The sequence below is a fragment of the Pseudomonas antarctica genome, assembly GCF_900624995.1.
GTDB classification, from domain to species: Bacteria; Pseudomonadota; Gammaproteobacteria; order Pseudomonadales; family Pseudomonadaceae; genus Aquipseudomonas; species Aquipseudomonas antarctica.
Window position 1 is genome coordinate 1 of the sequence record NZ_UYXQ01000014.1, and the last position, 16,195, is coordinate 16,195.

Here is a 16,195-nt window from a genome sequence, read left to right on the forward strand (position 1 = left end):
CCCAACGTTGCTGGGTCTTGTCGACTGGGACCGGCCCGCGGCCCGGGGCCAGTCGGACAACTGCGTCGACGGTGGGCAGAACTGGGAGACCACGGAGCCGGGGCGGCAGGCGTTATAGGCCATCTACCGTACTGGCCAGCGTTACGGCGTGGGCCACTTGGTGGATGTGTTGCTGGGTAAGGACAACGAAAAGGTGCGCAGCTTCGGCCACGAAAAACTCTCGGTCTACGGCGTCGGCAAGGCCCGCGCCGAGGGCGAGTGGCGTTCATTGTTCCGGCAGATGGTCGCGCGCGGCTTGGTGGACATCGACCTTGAAGGGTATGGCGGCCTGCGCCTGAACGACAGTTGCCGGCCATTGCTCAAGGGTGAAGTAAGCCTGCAGCTGCGTCGCGATCTCAAGCCGCAGACCACCGCCAAAAGCAGCACCAGCCAGGCCAGCCAGTTGGTGCGCGGCGAAGAACGCGAGCAGTGGGAAGCTTTGCGCACCCTGCGCCGCAAACTGGCGCAGGAACACAGTGTGCCGCCTTACGTTATTTTCCCTGACTCCACGTTGCTGGAGATGCTGCGTGAGCAGCCGACCACCATGGCCGAAATGGGCCGGGTCAGCGGTGTCGGCGCGCGCAAGCTGGAACGCTACGGGCAGGCCTTCCTCGAAGTGCTCGGCGGGCAGGCCGAAGCGCCGAAGGAAGTCGCCGATATTCGCCACGAATTGATCAGCCTGGCACGCGCCGGCATGACCCCGATCCAGATCGCCGGCCAACTGCAATGCTCGGAAAAAAACGTCTACACCTTGCTGGCCGAGTCCATTGGCAAGCAGCAGTTGTCGTTGGAGCAGGCCCTTGATTTGCCGGAAGATTTGCTCGGTGAAATCCAGGACGCGTTCCTTGACGGAGAAGGCGAATTGCCACCCGTTTCGGAGATCGCGTCGCTGTTTACCGGGCGTGTGCCAGAGGGGGTTTTGTACTGTGTGCGGGCCGCTTTGCAGTCTGAATTCGAAATTTAGTGTGCCAATTGCGTCAATGTAACGAATCAGTACATAGCGGTGCTTGCCTCCTGGCATGGCTCATGCTTAGCTGACTAATAATTAGCCACACTTTATTTTCAGTCTAAACCACGAGTTTTTTATGCCTTTAACCGATCAACACCGCTTTGGCATGCAGTTGGCGCAAATGTCCCGAGGTTGGCGCGCCGAGCTGGACCGCCGTTTGGCGGGGCTGGGTTTGTCCCAGGCGCGTTGGCTGGTGCTGTTGCACTTGGCCCGTTTCACAGAAGCGCCCACCCAGCGTGAGCTGGCGCAAAGCGTCGGAGTAGAAGGGCCGACGCTGGCGCGTTTGCTCGACAGCCTCGAAGGCCAAGGCCTGGTGCAACGCCAGGCCGTGCTGGAAGACCGCCGCGCCAAGCGCATTTTGCTCTGCGACACCGCCCGCCCTTTAATCGAGCAGATCGAAACCATCGCTACGGCGTTGCGCCATGAGCTATTTGTGGGCGTGGATGAAGAAGATTTGCGCGTGTGCATGCGTGTGCACGGGCATATCTTGGCGAATCTTGAAAAATCCTGATCCTAAGTACACCAGAGATCAAAATGTGGGAGAGGCTTGCTCCCACGTTGGGTTTTATGCCGAGCTTTAGAAGGTTTGGCCCAGGTTCAGGTACACCGCCTGCTGCTTATCATCATTGAACCCATAGCTGAAATTCAGCGGCCCCAGCGGCGTATCAAACCCGAGGAAAACACTCGCGGCGTTGATATATCCACTGTCGAATTGATTGTCGTTGTTCCACGCTCGGCCGCGTTCCACCGAGGCGCCCAGGTACAGCGGGAAATCCAGCGGCAGGTACGAGCGCGGCGTCAGGCGGCGGTAGTACACCGCGCGCATCAAGGCAATGTTCTGCCCCGAAATCGAATCTTCGCGAAAGCCCGACAGTTGCCGCGCACCGCCCAGCAGGAAGCTGGAAATCACCACGTCGGATTTATCCAGGGTGCGTCCGTAACGCCCGCCCAGTATCAGCGTGTCCGGGCCGTGGCTCATGGCCTTGTCCAGCTTGAACTCCCACTGGCGGTAGCGTTGGTCCGAGCCGAGGCCGGGTTCGAATTCGCGAAAGGCCAGGCCGATGTCTTCGCCGGTGTGGGGGAAGTACACGTTGTCCAGGGAGTCGAAGGAGTACTTGAGCTCATAGAAGCCCTCACTGAAGCTCACGCTCGGCAGGTCACGCTCGCCAATGCGCACGTCCGCCTTGCCCCAGGCTTCGCCGACGCCGAAGCGGATCTCGCCGCTGGTGCCGATCTGGCGCCCCACATTCAAGCCAAAACCGTAGCGCTCCAGGCGATACTCGGCGATAGGGTCGTTGTCCAGAACCAGGTCAACGTTCTGCGCTTGGGCACTGATATAGGGCGCTACGAAGTAGCGAGAGCCGACATCCAGCGGCTGGTAGAACTCGCTGTACAGCTCCTGTCTATCACCGATCTGCACCCGCGTCAGCCATTCGGCACCGAGGCGGTTGATGCCGTTCATGCGGTAACTGGCGCCAAGGTTGAAGGCGCTGTCGCCGCGCATGTCATCCGACAGGTTCAAGCCCAGGCGTAAGTAATCGGTGCCGCTGCGCTTGCCGCGTGCGCTGATCACCAAGGTGTTGTCCTTGCCCTTTTTCACCACGCGGTATTGCACCTGCTCGAAGTAGTCCAGGCCGTACAGGGTGCCCATGTCAGTTTGCAGGCGGCCCAAGTTCAGCGGTTCGCCCAGGGTTTGGCGGATGTAGTAGCGGATCACGTCATCGCTGACTTTCGAATCGTTCTCCACCTTGATCGAGGTGATCACCGGGGTGCGTTCGCCCGGTGTGCGCGCTTCGACCAGTTGCGGGTCTATCGGCTCGGCGGGGCGTAGATGCGCCAGGCGGACGTCGAGGGCACGGGTGGCGCGGTAGCCGGCGTCGATCATGTCTTTGGCGCGACCGAAGTCTGTCACGCCATAGGCGGCCAAGGGCGGTTGGATCAGCACATCCTTTGGGTGCAGGGCCTTGAGTTGTTCTTCAGAGTTGCGCCGGGTCATCAGGGTGATGGACTGGTTGAGTACGTCCACCACTGTGGCCAGTTGCTTGCGCGTGCGCAGCGGGGTGCCGATGTCGACCACGATGGCAATGTCGACGCCCATCTCGCGGGCCACATCCAGCGGGATGTTGTCGGTCATGCCGCCGTCTACCAGCAGTCGGCCGTCTATTTCCACTGGGGCGAACACCGCCGGGATCGACATGCTGGCGCGGATCACCTGGGGCAGGTGGCCTTTGTTGAACACTACTTTTTCGCCGGTGGTGATATCGGTGGCCACTGCGCGGAACGGGATCGGCAGCTTGTCGAAGTTACGCGTGTTACTGCTGTGGGCGAACATGCTTTCCAGCAGCAATGCCAGGTTCTGGCCCTGGATCACGCCGAGCGGCAGGCCGAGGCTGCCATCGTCGCGAAAGCTGAGCTTCTGTTTGACCAGGAAGTCGCGGTCATCCTGTTTGCGTCGGAACGGTACATCTTCCCGTGGCGGCGCGTCGGACAGCGCCTGTTTCCAATCAATATTCAGGGCGAGTTTTTCCAGCTCATCGATCTTGTAGCCCGACGCGTACAGCCCGCCAATCACCGCGCCCATGCTGGTGCCGGCAATGGCATCGATCTGAATGCCTTGTTCCTCCAGCGCCTTGAGCACACCAATATGCGCCAGGCCACGCGCGGCACCCCCTGACAGCACCAGGCCGATTTTAGGGCGCGGTGTTTCAACGGCGTCGGCGAGCAGAGGGAGCAGGCACAGGAACAGACAGGACAGCAGGCGGCGCATCACGAATCTCGGGGCTGGGCGATAAAGGCCGGTATTATAGCCACTCAAACCGCCGAGCCCGTCATATCAGGAACCTGTCAAATTATGTCGCTGAGCAAACCCGAGATCGTCATCACCTATTGCACCCAGTGCCAATGGCTGTTGCGCGCCGCGTGGCTGGCCCAGGAGTTATTGAGTACGTTTGCCGACGACTTGGGCCGGGTGGCGCTGGAACCGGCCACCGGCGGCGCGTTTCGGATTACCTGCGATGGCGTGCAGATCTGGGAGCGCAAGGCCGACGGCGGCTTTCCGCAAGCCAAAGTGCTTAAACAGCGCGTGCGTGATCAGATCGACCCACAGCGGGATTTGGGCCATAACGACCTTAAAGCCTGAACATCACGCCGTCGCCGCAGGCGCTTTGGCCTGGCTGGCGCTACCCATCAAGCCGGAGAGCACGATGGCGACGATGATCAGCGCGCCACCCAGCAACATGCGCAAGGTTGGGGTTTCGGCGAACAACAGCCAGGCCACGGTGATGCCGTAGACCGGCTCCATGGCAAACACCACCGAGGCGGTGCGCGCCTTGATTACCGCGAGGCTGGCGACAAACAGGCTGTGGGCCAGGCCGGTGCAGAACACCCCCAAGAGGCCGATCCATAACCAGTCGATGGCGCGCACCTCTGCCAGCCCCGGCGCCGCCACTGGCAGCAGGCAGGCCGCCACTACCACGTTCTGGCACAGCGCAGCCTGCACCGCCGGGATCCGCCCGGAACTGGCGCGATTGTTGAGCGACAACAGCGAGAACAGTAGGCCTGAGGCAATGCCCCAGAGCAGGCCGCCCGTCGCTGCGCTGGCGAGGTCGAAGTCTGGCGTCACCAGTATCAGGCCGATGCTGACCAGCACCACCAGCAGCACTTCATTGGCGCGAATGCGCTCGCGGAAGATCAGCCCTTCAAGGATCACGGTAAATGCCGGGAACGCAGTAAACCCCAGGGTGGCGACGGCGACACCGGCGACTTTCACCGCAATAAAAAAGGTCACCCAATGCGCTGCCAGCAGTACGCCGCTGATCAACAGCCGGCGCCAGTCGCGCACCTCGAGTGTTTTCCAAGTGGTGTTGCTGGCGAATCGCGCGAATACCGCCAGGGCCACCACGGCAAAAGCGGCGCGGCCAAATACGATGATGGCGGGCGAGGCGGCCGCCAGCTTGCCGAATACGCCGGTGAGGCCAAACATCAATGCGCCGATGTGCAGGGCGCCGAGGGCTGAGCGGGGAGTCATTGCGATCCTTGAACCAACGGGGTGACAGAATCGCAGTCTAGAGGGTTGCAGGCGTAGGCGTCTGTCGCGCGGCTCGCGATTTTTATCGCGAGGCTCTTCTTACGCTGCTTACGATGAGCGCCGCAATGCGCCGGGTGATGCGCCAAATTCGCGCAACATCGCAGCGGCAAACGCACTTTGTGAGCTGTAGCCTACGCGTTCGGCGATTTCACCGATGGGCAGCGAGGTTTCGCGCAGCATGCTCAAGGCCGTCTGCAGGCGACGGCTGCGGATGTAGTCCATCGGCGTATGCCCGCACTCGGTTATAAAGCGCGCATGCAAGCGCGCCACCGACAGGTCGGCGATGCGCGCAAGGTCTGCGACCTGCAATGGGTGCGCAACGTGCCGTTCGATGTGCGCATTAAACGCCGCATACGGCAGGCGCCGGCCCGGCACCGGTCGGGCGTGCGGGTGATTAAGGCTAGCCAGCAACAGCACCGCACCTTGCTGCACGATCAGCGGGTCATCCACCGGGCCTTGGGCCAGCCATTGCACCAGTTGGCTTTGCCGGGAATCCAGGGTCAGGCGCGCCGGTTGGTCGAGCAAGCGGCGGCTGGCGTCGGCGTGTTCGCCCAGCGATTGCAGTCCCCAGTGTTCGGTGGGCACATCCAGCACCAGGCACCGACTGCCATCGCGACTGCCGCAGGCATGGTGGGCAGAGAAGGGCAGCACCATCACGCTGCTTTCGCGTACCTGGCTGCCAAGGCCATCGACTTCCAAGTCCAGGTGCCCGGACAAACCGAACACCAGTTGTGCATGATCATGGCTGTGGGCGAGGGGTTCTTCGAGATAGTGGCGCAGCGTGAGGGTCGGGCTCATCGCGGTCTCCTGGGCGAGCAGGCTCCTGGCATCGTCGCGCCAGTCTACAACGCTTCAACGGCGCCAGGCGCTGTCATCGGATTGACGCACAGTTGTCATGGGCTATTAACCGCCCAGGCGCAAGCTCGCGAAAACACCGATGAGGGATGCCCATGACCCGTGCCGAGTTCGCCAAGCCCAGCCGTAAACAATGGGTTCGTACCTTGTGGATTTCCGACGTGCACTTGGGCACGCGCGATTGCCAGGCCGAACACTTGTCGCAGTTCCTCAAGGGCTATCACGCCGATAAGGTGTATCTGGTCGGTGACATTATCGACGGCTGGAAAATGCGCGGCGGCATGTATTGGCCCCAGGCCCACACCAACGTGATCCGCCGCCTGCTGACCATGGCCAAGCGCGGCACCGAGGTGATCTACGTCACCGGCAATCACGACGAATTTCTACGGCGCTATTCCAAGCTGATCCTGGGCAATATCCAACTGGTTGACGAAGCCGTGCACGTCACCGCTGATGGTCGTCACCTGCTGGTGATCCACGGCGACCAGTTTGATGTGATCACCCGTTACCACCGCTGGCTGGCGTTCCTCGGCGACTCGGCCTACGAGTTCACCCTTACGCTGAACCGCTGGCTCAACCACTGGCGTGCACGCTATGGCTATGGCTACTGGTCGTTGTCGGCGTACCTGAAGCACAAGGTAAAGACAGCGGTGAGTTTTATCAGCGATTTTGAAGAGGCAATCGCCCACGAAGTGACCAAGCGCCAGTTGCACGGTGTGGTCTGCGGGCATATTCACCACGCGGAGATTCGCAAAGTGGGCGAGGTGGATTACCTCAACTGCGGGGATTGGGTGGAGTCGTGCACGGCATTGATCGAGCACTGGGATGGGCATATCGAGTTGTATCGGTTGGCAGATGCGCAAGCCAAAGAGGCGCAGTTGAAAGCCGAGATGGTCGCAGGCTAGCCGCCAACACACTCCAAATGTGGGAGCTGGCAAACCAGCTCCCACAGTTTGATTCGGTTTCTTCAGTTGCAGACGTCAGCGATGGCTTGGGCCAACAGCGTCAAGCGCGTGGCATCAATGCCAGCCACGTTAGCCCGCCCCGAACTGACCATGTAGACGCTGTGCTTCTCGCGCAGTTGCTTGACCTGCTCGGCACTCAGGCCGGTATAGGAAAACATCCCGCGCTGCGCACCGATATGTGCAAAGCGTTCGGCTAACCCGTGTGGCGCCAACGCCTCCACCAGCCCCGAGCGCAGCTGCGCAATCCGCGAGCGCATGGCCTCCACTTCGCCGCTCCAGCGTTGTTTCAGCTCGGCGTCACCGAGGATAGTCGCGACCACCGCTGCACCATGATCCGGCGGCGTCGACCACAGGTTGCGCGCCGTATTGGCAAGTTGGCTGCGCACATCGATGAGCTTCTCGGCATCCGCCGCGCACACGATCAACGCACCGACACGATCGCTGTAAAGGCCGAAATTTTTTGAGCAGGAGCTGGTGATCAGTACTTCCGGCAGTTCGGCTGCGAACAGCCGCACTGCCCAGGCGTCCTGCTCCAGGCCGTCGCCAAAGCCTTGGTAGGCGAAGTCGATCAGCGGCAGCAGTTGGCGCTCGCGCACGATCTGCAGCACGTGGCGCCAGTCGTCCTGGGACAGGTCAAAACCGGTCGGGTTGTGGCAGCACGCATGCAGCAACACCACGTCGCCCTTGGGCACGCTGGCGAGTGTTGCCAGCATCGCGGCCACATCCAGGCGGTTATCAGCACCCACGTAGGGGTAGTGACTGACCGTGAGCCCTGCCTTGGCGAAGAGGGTTTCGTGGATCGGCCAGGTTGGGTTGCTCAGCCACACGCCACGGCCGGGCAGGTTGTGGGCGATAAAGTCGGCGCTCAGGCGCAGGGCGCCGGTGCCGCCTGGGGTTTGGGTGGCGCCGGCACGGCGGTCGCGGATCAACGCTGAATCGGCGCCGAGTACCAGCTCGCTGATCAGCGTACCGAAGGCCGCATTGCCGTGGCCGCCGATGTAGGTCTTGGTGGTCTGTGTGTCCACCAGGCGTTGCTCGGCCAGCTTCACCGAATGCGGAATCGGCGTCAGGCCTTGGTTGTCCTTATAGACGCCCACCCCCAGGTCGAACTTGTTCGGGTTGCTGTCCTGGGCGTACAGGTCCATCAGCCCGAGGATCGGGTCGCCGGGCACGCGGCCAATCGCGTCGAAATGCATTACTTGCGGCCCTCGGCGTCCTTGGCCACTTCGTCGGTGCGCGCGGCCATGATGAAGTCGTTGCGGTGCAGGCCTTTGATCGAGTGGCTCCACCAAGTCACGGTGACTTTGCCCCATTCGGTGAGCAGGCCTGGGTGATGGCCTTCGGCTTCGGAGATTTCACCCATGGCGTTGGTAAAGGCCAAGGCGAATTTGAAATTCTTGAACAGGAAAACCTTTTCCAGCTGCATCACGCCGTCGCGTACTTCGATGTTCCAGTCCGGAATCTGCTTGATCAGTACCGGTAGCTCTTCGTCGCTGACTTGCGGGGCGTCGGCGCGGCAGGCTTCGCAATGGGCTTGGTTCAAGGTGGTCATGTGGGGTGTCCTGAATTCGAATGATTGAAGATCAGTGGGCGTTACCCTAAAGCAACGCGCGGCCAGGGAACAGACTCACCTGGCCTCAAATCGTAAGTGTCACGCGGCTTTGGGTTTGGGTGGGAACTTCGGCGCGTGCAGGCCCAGCTGCATACCGCGCTCGACCATGCCCATGATGTCTTCCTGCGCCACGTCGAACAGGCGCTTGAGCTCGGGCAAGACGAAATACAGCGGCTGCAGGATGTCGATGCGATACGGCGTGCGCATTGCTTCCAGCGGGTCGAAGGTTTGGTGCTCGGGCTCGTCCGACAGGCAGTACACGCTCTCCTTGGGCGACGACAGAATGCCGCCACCGTAGATGCGTCGACCTTGCGGCGTGTCCACCAAGCCAAACTCGATGGTCATCCAGTACAGGCGCGCCAAGTACACGCGCTGTTCCTTGGTCGCGGCCAGGCCGAGCTTGCCATAGGTGTGGGTGAATTCGGCGAACCACGGGTTGGTCAGCAGCGGGCAATGGCCGAAGATCTCGTGGAAAATATCCGGCTCTTGCAGGTAGTCCAATTCTTCGCGGGTACGAATAAAAGTCGCCACCGGAAACTGTTTGCTGGCGAGCAATTCGAAGAAGGTCTGGAAGGGGATCAGTGCGGGTACACGGGCGACTTGCCAGCCGGTGGTCTCGGCCAACACCTGGTTGATTTCGCCCAGTTGTGGAATGCGGTCCAGGGGCAGACCAAGCTTGTCGATGCCGTCCAGGTATTCCTGGCAGGCGCGACCTTCGATCACTTTCAACTGGCGCGTGATCAGGGTGTTCCATACCGCGTGTTCTTGCGGCGGGTAGTGGATAAAACCTTGCGCATCGGGCTCGCGGGCCACGTAGTGCGTCTGCTTCATACGGCTCTCCTGCTAGGCATTCGTTCTTGTTATGTCCTGCGATGAACCTATTGATAACCCGGAAGGCGGCGGATTCCATCGGGCGTTGGCTTAGATTTGTAGGAAAACTTACTGAGATTTGTAAAGTATTCGTTACGTTCGTGCGCCTCATCGGCGTCTTGGGCTGTGAAAAGCTCTCGCACTGTCACATAATCTTGACGACTATCTGCGCCCAGCGGCAAAAAGACGCGGCGCCTCCCCACTTATTGGGCCTTTTCATGCGTATTAAAGTGCACTGCCAGAACCGCATCGGCATCCTGCGGGACATTCTCAACCTGTTGGTGGAGTACGGCGTCAACGTCGCCAAGGGCGAGGTCGGCGGCGAGCATGGCAACGCGATTTACCTGTTTTGCCCGAACCTGGTGAACATGCAGTTTCAAGCGCTGCGTCCGCAATTCGAAGCGATTGCCGGGGTGTTTGGCGTTAAAAGGGTAGGGCTAATGCCCAGTGAGCGGCGGCATATGGAACTCAATGCGCTGCTTGGAGCCCTGGAGTTTCCGGTGCTGTCCATCGACATGGGCGGCTCCATCGTCGCCGCCAACCGTGCGGCGGCGCAGTTGCTCGGGGTGCGCGTGGACGAGGTGCCGGGCATTCCGTTGTCACGTTATGCCGAGGACTTTGATTTGCCGGAGCTGGTGCGCGCGAGCAAGTCGCGGATCAACGGCTTGCGGGTCAAGGTCAAGGGCGACGTATTCCTGGCGGATATCGCGCCGCTGCAATCCTCCGAGCACGATGACAGCGAAGCCATGGCCGGCGCCGTGTTGACCCTGCACCGCGCCGACCGCGTGGGGGAGCGCATCTACAATGTGCGCAAGCAGGAACTGCGCGGCTTCGACAGTATCTTCCAGAGTTCCAAGGTGATGGCGGCGGTGGTACGCGAGGCGCGACGCATGGCGCCGTTGGATGCGCCTTTATTAATAGAAGGCGAAACCGGCACTGGCAAGGAGCTGTTGGCGCGTGCTTGTCACCTGGCCAGCCCGCGTGGGCAGTCGCCGCTGATGGCGCTCAATTGTGCAGGTTTACCCGAGTCGATGGCCGAGACTGAGTTGTTTGGCTATGGCCCCGGCGCATTTGAGGGCGCGCGGGCGGAAGGCAAATTGGGGCTGCTGGAGCTGACGGCGGGCGGTACGTTGTTTCTCGACGGTGTCGGGGAAATGAGCGCGCGCTTGCAGGTGAAATTGCTGCGCTTTCTGCAGGACGGGTGCTTTCGTCGGGTCGGCAGCGACGAAGAGGTGTATCTGGATGTGCGGGTGATCTGCGCAACGCAGGTGGATTTGTCGGAGCTGTGCGCCCGTGGTGAGTTTCGCCAGGACCTTTATCACCGGCTCAATGTGCTGTCGCTGCATATACCACCGCTGCGCGAATGCCTGGATGGGTTGGGGCCGTTGGTTGAGCACTTTCTGGATCAGGCCAGTCGGCAGATTGGCTGCCCGCTGCCCACGTTGGCACCGGCGGCGATGGAGCGGCTCAGCCACTATCACGGGCCGGGTAATGTGCGGCAGTTGGAAAACGTGCTGTTCCAGGCGGTGTCGTTGTGCGAGGGCGGCACGGTCAAGGCTGAGCATATTCGGTTGCCGGATTATGGCGTGCGTCAGCCGCTTGGCGATTTTTCCCTGGAAGGTGGCTTGGAAGCGATCGTCGGTCGGTTCGAAAAGGCGGTGTTGGAGAGTCTGTATGCCGGGCACCCGAGCAGTCGGCAGTTAGGCAAGCGCCTAGGTGTGTCGCATACCACCATCGCGAATAAGCTGCGTGATTACGAAATTCTCAAGACCGATAAATAATCACAGACACACGGTTAAAACGCTCCCACCTTTGATCTTTGTCGCCCCTCAGACCACGGCTTGCCGCAGGCGGCAGTAGTCCGCCGTTTTTTCGACTCTCTTCTAAATTTGAAATCCCCCTGTCTGACCGCAAACCCCCGCCGCGCTTGGACTTTGTCCTCATTTAAAAAGTTGGTTCGCAAATTGCTTAAGCCTCATCAGTACAGCGGTGGGCGGCAAGCGTCCGTCAGAAAGAGGATAGAGCGTGGACAAGTACCTTTATGTGGCAATGACCGGCGCCAGCCAGAATGCACTGGCGCAGAAGGCCCATGCCAACAATCTGGCGAACATTTCCACCAACGGCTTCCAGCGTGACCTGGAGCAGGCGCGGTCGATGCCGGTGTTTGGTGACAGCTTTCCGGCGCGGGCATTTGCCATGACCGAACGGCCGGCCACCGACTTCTCCCCGGGCGCCATGATCGAAACCGGTCGTGACCTCGATGTGGCCGTCAACGGCAACGGCTGGATCGCCGTGCAAACCCCTGATGGCAGCGAAGCCTACGTGCGCAGCGCCAGCATGAATGTCGACGCGCTGGGTGTGTTGCGCGCGGGCAACGGCATGCCCGTGATGGGCAACGGTGGCCCGATTGCCGTGCCGCCCCAGCAAAAAATCGAAGTGGGCTCCGACGGCACCATCAGCATTCGCGCCATGGGCGAAGGCCCAAGGGTGATGGCTGAAGTGGACCGCATCAAGATGGTCCAGCCAGACCTCAAGAACATGAATAAAGGCCTCGACGGCACCATCCACACCAAGGATGGCAAACCGGCGCAGGCGGACGCGAGCGTCACGCTGACGTCGGGCTTCCTGCAGGCGAGCAACGTCAACGCCGTGGAAGAAATGACCGCGGTGCTGTCGCTCTCCAAACAGTTCGAGCTGCACATCAAGATGATGAACAGCGCCAAAGAAGACGATCAGGCCATGACTCGCGTCATGCAGATGAGCTGATTGACCAAAGACTAATTTTGCAGCACAGCGCCAACAAACAGGCGCACGAAGGAGAACACTATGCTTCCGGCTCTATGGGTTGCCAAAACAGGTTTGTCCGCCCAGGACACCAACCTGACCACCATTTCCAACAACTTGGCGAACGTATCGACCACGGGTTTCAAACGTGACCGTGCCGAGTTCCAGGACTTGCTCTATCAGATCAAGAAGCAGCCGGGCGCCCAGTCGACCCAGGACAGCGAACTGCCGTCGGGCCTGCAATTGGGTACCGGTGTGCAGATCGTCGGCACCCAGAAGAACTTCAGCGCCGGTAACCTTCAGCAAACCGGCCAGCCGTTGGACATGGCCATCAACGGCCGTGGTTTCTTCCAGATCCTGCAGCCGGATGGGACCACGTCCTACACCCGCGACGGTACGTTTCACCTCGACTCCAACGGCCAGATCGTCACAGCCAACGGTTTCGCCCTGGAGCCAGCTGTCGTCGTGCCTGCGGATGCCAAGACCTTCACCGTCGGTAACGACGGCACCGTGTCGATCACCGTGGCCGGCAACCCGGCGTCGCAAGTGATCGGCAACCTGCAAACCGCCGACTTCATCAACCCGGCCGGCTTGCAGGCCATGGGTAACAACCTGTTCCTGGAAACCGCCTCCAGCGGCGCGCCGCAAATCGGCACCCCTGGCCTGAACGGTTTCGGCACTACCCTGCAAAGCACCCTGGAAACCTCCAACGTGAGCACCGTGGAGGAGATGGTCAACATGATCACCACCCAGCGCGCCTACGAGATGAACTCCAAGGTGATTTCCACCGCCGACCAGATGCTTTCGTTCGTAACGCAGAATCTGTAATCAAGTCTATGGGGCGCCGTTGACGGCGCCTGCAACACCGTGAGGTAAGGGTCATGAATCGCTATGTTTCTGTTCTGGCATTGAGTGGGATCGCCGTGCTCGCGGGCTGTGTCGCCCCGACGCCAAAACCCAATGACCCGTACTACGCGCCGGTGTTGCCACGCACGCCGCTGCCGGCGGCAGCCAACAATGGCTCGATCTACCAGGCTGGTTTCGAACAGAACCTGTACAGCGACCGCAAGGCGTTCCGCGTGGGTGACATCATCACCATCACCCTGAACGAGAAGACCCAGGCCAGCAAAAACGCCAACTCGCAGGTGGGCAAAACCAGCACCAACAGCATTGGTCTGACCTCGTTGTTTGGTGCCGTGCCGAACACCAATAACCCGCTGGGCAATGGCGATCTGAGCCTTAACGCCGGGTACAGCGGTAACCGCGCCACCAACGGCAAAAGCGCCGCGGGGCAGGGCAACAGCCTCACCGGTTCGATCACCGTGACCGTCGCAGATGTGTTGCCAAACGGCATCATCGCCATCCGTGGCGAAAAGTGGATGACCCTCAACACCGGTGACGAGTTGGTGCGAATTGCCGGGATGGTGCGTGCCGATGACATTGCCACAGACAACACGGTGTCTTCGACGCGGATTGCCGATGCACGCATTACCTACTCGGGTACGGGTTCGTTTGCTGATGCGAGTCAGCCGGGCTGGTTCGACCGTTTCTTCCTTAGCCCGCTGTTCCCTTTCTAGGTGACCACTTTGAAACTCAAACAGCTGATGGCTGCCGCGTTATTGCTGGCCTTGAGTGCAGGGGCTCACGCCGAGCGGTTGAAAGACATCGCCAGTATTTCCGGCGTGCGCTCCAACCAGTTGATCGGCTACGGCTTGGTGGTGGGGCTCAACGGTACGGGTGACCAGACCACCCAGACCCCGTTCACCCTGCAGACCTTCAACAACATGCTCTCTCAGTTTGGCATCAAGGTGCCGGCGGGTTCGGGCAACGTGCAGCTGAAAAACGTTGCCGCCGTGTCGATCAGTGCCGACCTGCCAGCGTTCGCCAAGCCGGGGCAGGTGGTTGATATCACCGTCTCGTCCATTGGCAACTCGAAAAGCCTGCGCGGCGGTACCTTGCTGATGACGCCGCTCAAAGGTATCGACGGTAACGTCTACGCCATTGCCCAGGGCAACCTGGTGGTGGGTGGTTTTGATGCTGAGGGCCGTGATGGTTCGAAGATCACCGTCAACGTGCCATCGGCCGGCCGGATTCCCGGTGGTGCCTCGGTGGAGCGCACGGTGCCCAGCGGCTTCAACCAGGGCAACAGCCTGACCCTGAACCTCAACCGTTCGGACTTCACCACCGCCAAGCGCGTGGTCGACAAGATCAATGAGCTGCTCGGCCCGGGCGTGGCCCAGGCCATTGATGGCGGTTCGGTTCGCGTCACAGCACCGCTGGACCCAAGCCAGCGTGTCGACTACCTGTCGTTGCTCGAAAACCTTGAGGTCGACCCGGGCCAGGCGGTGGCCAAGGTCATTATCAATTCGCGTACCGGCACCATCGTGATCGGTCAGAACGTCAAGGTGTCGCCGGCGGCAGTGACCCACGGCAGCCTGACCGTGACCATCACCGAAGACCCGATCGTCAGCCAGCCTGGGCCGTTGTCCAATGGCCAGACCGCCGTGGTGCCGCGTTCGCGGGTGAATGCCCAGCAAGAAGCCAAGCCGATGTTCAAGTTCGGCCCCGGCACCACCCTGGACGAGATTGTCCGCGCGGTGAACCAGGTGGGCGCAGCGCCCGGCGACTTGATGGCGATCCTTGAAGCTCTGAAACAGGCCGGCGCCTTGCAAGCCGACCTGATCGTGATCTGAGGTCATGGCCATGGATATGCGCAAGAGCGGGATCAGCAGCACAGCGGACTCGGGCTCTTACTCCGACCTGAACCGGCTTAACCAGCTCAAGGTCGGCGCCGACAAGAACAGTGACGGCAACATGCGCAAAGTGGCGCAGGAGTTCGAGTCGCTGTTTTTGAGCGAGATGCTCAAGTCCATGCGCTCGGCCACCGAAGCGCTGGGCAAGGACAACCCGCTGAATACCCCGGCCGCCAAGCAGTACCAGGAAATGTATGACCAGCAGCTCGCGGTCTCGATGTCCCGCGAGGGCGGCGGTATCGGCCTGGCTGACGTGCTGATGCGCCAGATGCAAAAGAACAAACCGGTGGACGCCCAGGCGGCCACGTTGCAGGGCCCGGAGGCGGCGCAAGCGCCCGCGAAGAAAGTCGATGTGCCGACTGAAATTGCAGCGGGCACTAAAGCAGAAGGGCCGTTGGGCCGCTCCAATGGTCAGCGCCCGCTGTGGGCTTACCGCGTGGCGGTGCCTGAAGGCGCCAGTGCCCACACCAACGATATGGAGCTGATGAACCAGCGCCGTATCGCGTTACCGAGCAAGCTGACGGACCGTCTGTTGGCCGGCATCGTGCCCAACGCACCGGTTGCCATCGATGCCAAAAACGCGCCGTTGCGCAATAGCGCCGCCGCCGACAACGTGATCAGCAGCGCCGCGCGTAGCTTCGCCGTGCCCAGTGGGCGCATGCAGGTGTATGGCCGCGCCATCGCCCAGCCACCGCTGGCGCCGGCGAAGAAAGCCTTCAGCTCGCAGGATGAATTTGTCGCCACCATGCTGCCGATGGCCAAGGCCGCCGCCGCGCGTATCGGCGTCGACCCCAAGTACCTGGTGGCCCAGGCCGCCCTGGAAACCGGTTGGGGTAAATCGGTGATGCGCGCCGAAGACGGCAGCAGCAGCCACAACCTGTTCGGCATCAAGGCCGGGCAGAGTTGGCAAGGCGGCCAGGCGCGCGCGATCACCAGCGAGTTTCGTGATGGGGCGATGGTCAAGGAGACGGCACACTTCCGCTCCTATAACTCCTATCAGGACAGCTTCCACGACCTCGTGACATTGCTGCAAAGCAATGATCGCTATAAAGAAGTTGTGAAATCAGCCGACAACCCGGAACAGTTTGTACGCGAGTTGCAAAAAGCCGGATATGCAACCGACCCGGACTACGCCAGCAAGATTTCGCAGATCGCCAAAACGATGAACAGTTACCAGAACTACGCTGCCGCGGGCGCATCCACTCATTTATAAGGTTTGAA

Annotated in this window: 15 protein-coding genes and 1 pseudogene; 10 read left to right on the plus strand and 6 right to left on the minus strand. The window is 61.0% G+C overall.

Going from position 1 to position 16,195, the window contains the following annotated elements:
* Together E0F99_RS11355 and E0F99_RS11360 are read left to right on the plus strand one after the other, a co-directional pair.
* Positions 1-1,003: pseudogene (locus E0F99_RS11355) on the plus strand (RQC domain-containing protein); the annotation flags it as partial.
* A 121-nt stretch (positions 1,004-1,124) separates the two neighbouring features.
* Entirely contained in the window at positions 1,125-1,559 is a 435-nt protein-coding gene (locus tag E0F99_RS11360; RefSeq protein ID WP_083357468.1) for a MarR family transcriptional regulator, read from the plus strand.
* 66 nt (positions 1,560-1,625) lie between these two features.
* Here E0F99_RS11360 and E0F99_RS11365 read toward each other — a convergent pair whose 3' ends face one another.
* Complete coding sequence (locus tag E0F99_RS11365; RefSeq protein WP_083357469.1) at positions 1,626-3,815, minus strand: patatin-like phospholipase family protein; 2,190 nt, start codon at positions 3,813-3,815, stop codon at positions 1,626-1,628.
* 84 nt (positions 3,816-3,899) lie between these two features.
* Here E0F99_RS11365 and E0F99_RS11370 point away from each other — a divergent pair, with 84 nt between their 5' ends.
* The gene (locus tag E0F99_RS11370; RefSeq protein WP_083357470.1) at positions 3,900-4,187 is read left to right on the plus strand and encodes an Rdx family protein; all 288 of its coding nucleotides are present in this window, start codon (positions 3,900-3,902) and stop codon (positions 4,185-4,187) included.
* Positions 4,188-4,190: 3 nt separating this feature from the next.
* On the opposite strand, the gene E0F99_RS11375 is transcribed toward E0F99_RS11370, so the two are convergent.
* Together E0F99_RS11375 and E0F99_RS11380 are read right to left on the minus strand one after the other, a co-directional pair.
* On the minus strand, positions 4,191-5,075 hold the full coding sequence (locus tag E0F99_RS11375) for a DMT family transporter (protein WP_083357471.1): 885 nt from the start codon (positions 5,073-5,075) through the stop codon (positions 4,191-4,193).
* A 108-nt stretch (positions 5,076-5,183) separates the two neighbouring features.
* On the minus strand, positions 5,184-5,933 hold the full coding sequence (locus E0F99_RS11380; RefSeq protein ID WP_130908768.1) for a helix-turn-helix transcriptional regulator: 750 nt from the start codon (positions 5,931-5,933) through the stop codon (positions 5,184-5,186).
* Between the two features lie 152 nt (positions 5,934-6,085).
* Between E0F99_RS11380 and E0F99_RS11385 the strand changes: the two genes are divergently transcribed.
* Positions 6,086-6,895 (plus strand): UDP-2,3-diacylglucosamine diphosphatase, encoded by an 810-nt coding sequence (locus E0F99_RS11385; RefSeq protein ID WP_083357473.1) that lies wholly within the window; start codon positions 6,086-6,088, stop codon positions 6,893-6,895.
* A 62-nt stretch (positions 6,896-6,957) separates the two neighbouring features.
* Here the strand turns inward: E0F99_RS11385 and E0F99_RS11390 are convergent, their stop codons facing one another.
* The 3 genes from E0F99_RS11390 to phhA form a co-directional block, all read right to left on the minus strand.
* Positions 6,958-8,151 carry an amino acid aminotransferase gene (locus tag E0F99_RS11390; protein WP_083357474.1) on the minus strand — a complete coding sequence of 398 codons (1,194 nt, stop codon included), beginning with the start codon at positions 8,149-8,151 and terminating at the stop codon, positions 6,958-6,960.
* Entirely contained in the window at positions 8,151-8,507 is a 357-nt protein-coding gene (locus E0F99_RS11395) for a 4a-hydroxytetrahydrobiopterin dehydratase (protein WP_017134918.1), read from the minus strand. Before E0F99_RS11395 ends, E0F99_RS11390 begins: the two co-directional genes overlap by 1 nt.
* Positions 8,508-8,606: 99 nt before the next feature.
* A complete protein-coding gene (phhA, locus tag E0F99_RS11400; RefSeq protein WP_083357475.1) occupies positions 8,607-9,398 on the minus strand; it encodes a phenylalanine 4-monooxygenase in 792 nt (263 codons plus the stop codon).
* A gap of 257 nt (positions 9,399-9,655) precedes the next feature.
* On the opposite strand from phhA, the gene E0F99_RS11405 reads away from it, so the two are divergent.
* The 6 genes from E0F99_RS11405 (at position 9,656) to flgJ (ending at position 16,187) form a co-directional block, all read left to right on the plus strand.
* Positions 9,656-11,218, plus strand: a complete 1,563-nt coding sequence (locus E0F99_RS11405; protein WP_130908769.1) for a sigma-54-dependent transcriptional regulator — start codon at positions 9,656-9,658, stop codon at positions 11,216-11,218.
* Positions 11,219-11,462: 244 nt separating this feature from the next.
* Positions 11,463-12,203 (plus strand): flagellar basal body rod protein FlgF, encoded by a 741-nt coding sequence (locus E0F99_RS11410; protein ID WP_083357477.1) that lies wholly within the window; start codon positions 11,463-11,465, stop codon positions 12,201-12,203.
* A 60-nt stretch (positions 12,204-12,263) separates the two neighbouring features.
* A complete protein-coding gene (gene flgG / locus E0F99_RS11415; protein ID WP_005790105.1) occupies positions 12,264-13,049 on the plus strand; it encodes a flagellar basal-body rod protein FlgG in 786 nt (261 codons plus the stop codon).
* Positions 13,050-13,102: 53 nt separating this feature from the next.
* Positions 13,103-13,798 carry a flagellar basal body L-ring protein FlgH gene (gene flgH / locus E0F99_RS11420; protein ID WP_083357478.1) on the plus strand — a complete coding sequence of 232 codons (696 nt, stop codon included), beginning with the start codon at positions 13,103-13,105 and terminating at the stop codon, positions 13,796-13,798.
* 27 nt (positions 13,799-13,825) lie between these two features.
* Positions 13,826-14,914 carry a flagellar basal body P-ring protein FlgI gene (locus E0F99_RS11425; protein WP_083360384.1) on the plus strand — a complete coding sequence of 363 codons (1,089 nt, stop codon included), beginning with the start codon at positions 13,826-13,828 and terminating at the stop codon, positions 14,912-14,914.
* A gap of 4 nt (positions 14,915-14,918) precedes the next feature.
* The gene (gene flgJ, locus E0F99_RS11430) at positions 14,919-16,187 is read left to right on the plus strand and encodes a flagellar assembly peptidoglycan hydrolase FlgJ (RefSeq protein ID WP_083357479.1); all 1,269 of its coding nucleotides are present in this window, start codon (positions 14,919-14,921) and stop codon (positions 16,185-16,187) included.
* Positions 16,188-16,195 lie beyond the last annotated feature (8 nt).

Bases quoted from the DNA above. Each gene is read 5' to 3' on its own strand.
- E0F99_RS11360 (WP_083357468.1), top strand. From the start codon at position 1,125: ATGCCTTTAACCGATCAACACCGCTTTGGCATGCAGTTGGCGCAAATG.
- E0F99_RS11365 (WP_083357469.1), bottom strand. From the start codon at position 3,815: ATGCGCCGCCTGCTGTCCTGTCTGTTCCTGTGCCTGCTCCCTCTGCTC.
- E0F99_RS11370 (WP_083357470.1), top strand. From the start codon at position 3,900: ATGTCGCTGAGCAAACCCGAGATCGTCATCACCTATTGCACCCAGTGC.
- E0F99_RS11375 (WP_083357471.1), bottom strand. From the start codon at position 5,075: ATGACTCCCCGCTCAGCCCTCGGCGCCCTGCACATCGGCGCATTGATG.
- E0F99_RS11380 (WP_130908768.1), bottom strand. From the start codon at position 5,933: ATGAGCCCGACCCTCACGCTGCGCCACTATCTCGAAGAACCCCTCGCC.
- E0F99_RS11385 (WP_083357473.1), top strand. From the start codon at position 6,086: ATGACCCGTGCCGAGTTCGCCAAGCCCAGCCGTAAACAATGGGTTCGT.
- E0F99_RS11390 (WP_083357474.1), bottom strand. From the start codon at position 8,151: ATGCATTTCGACGCGATTGGCCGCGTGCCCGGCGACCCGATCCTCGGG.
- E0F99_RS11395 (WP_017134918.1), bottom strand. From the start codon at position 8,507: ATGACCACCTTGAACCAAGCCCATTGCGAAGCCTGCCGCGCCGACGCC.
- phhA (WP_083357475.1), bottom strand. From the start codon at position 9,398: ATGAAGCAGACGCACTACGTGGCCCGCGAGCCCGATGCGCAAGGTTTT.
- E0F99_RS11405 (WP_130908769.1), top strand. From the start codon at position 9,656: ATGCGTATTAAAGTGCACTGCCAGAACCGCATCGGCATCCTGCGGGAC.
- flgG (WP_005790105.1), top strand. From the start codon at position 12,264: ATGCTTCCGGCTCTATGGGTTGCCAAAACAGGTTTGTCCGCCCAGGAC.
- flgH (WP_083357478.1), top strand. From the start codon at position 13,103: ATGAATCGCTATGTTTCTGTTCTGGCATTGAGTGGGATCGCCGTGCTC.
- E0F99_RS11425 (WP_083360384.1), top strand. From the start codon at position 13,826: ATGGCTGCCGCGTTATTGCTGGCCTTGAGTGCAGGGGCTCACGCCGAG.
- flgJ (WP_083357479.1), top strand. From the start codon at position 14,919: ATGGCCATGGATATGCGCAAGAGCGGGATCAGCAGCACAGCGGACTCG.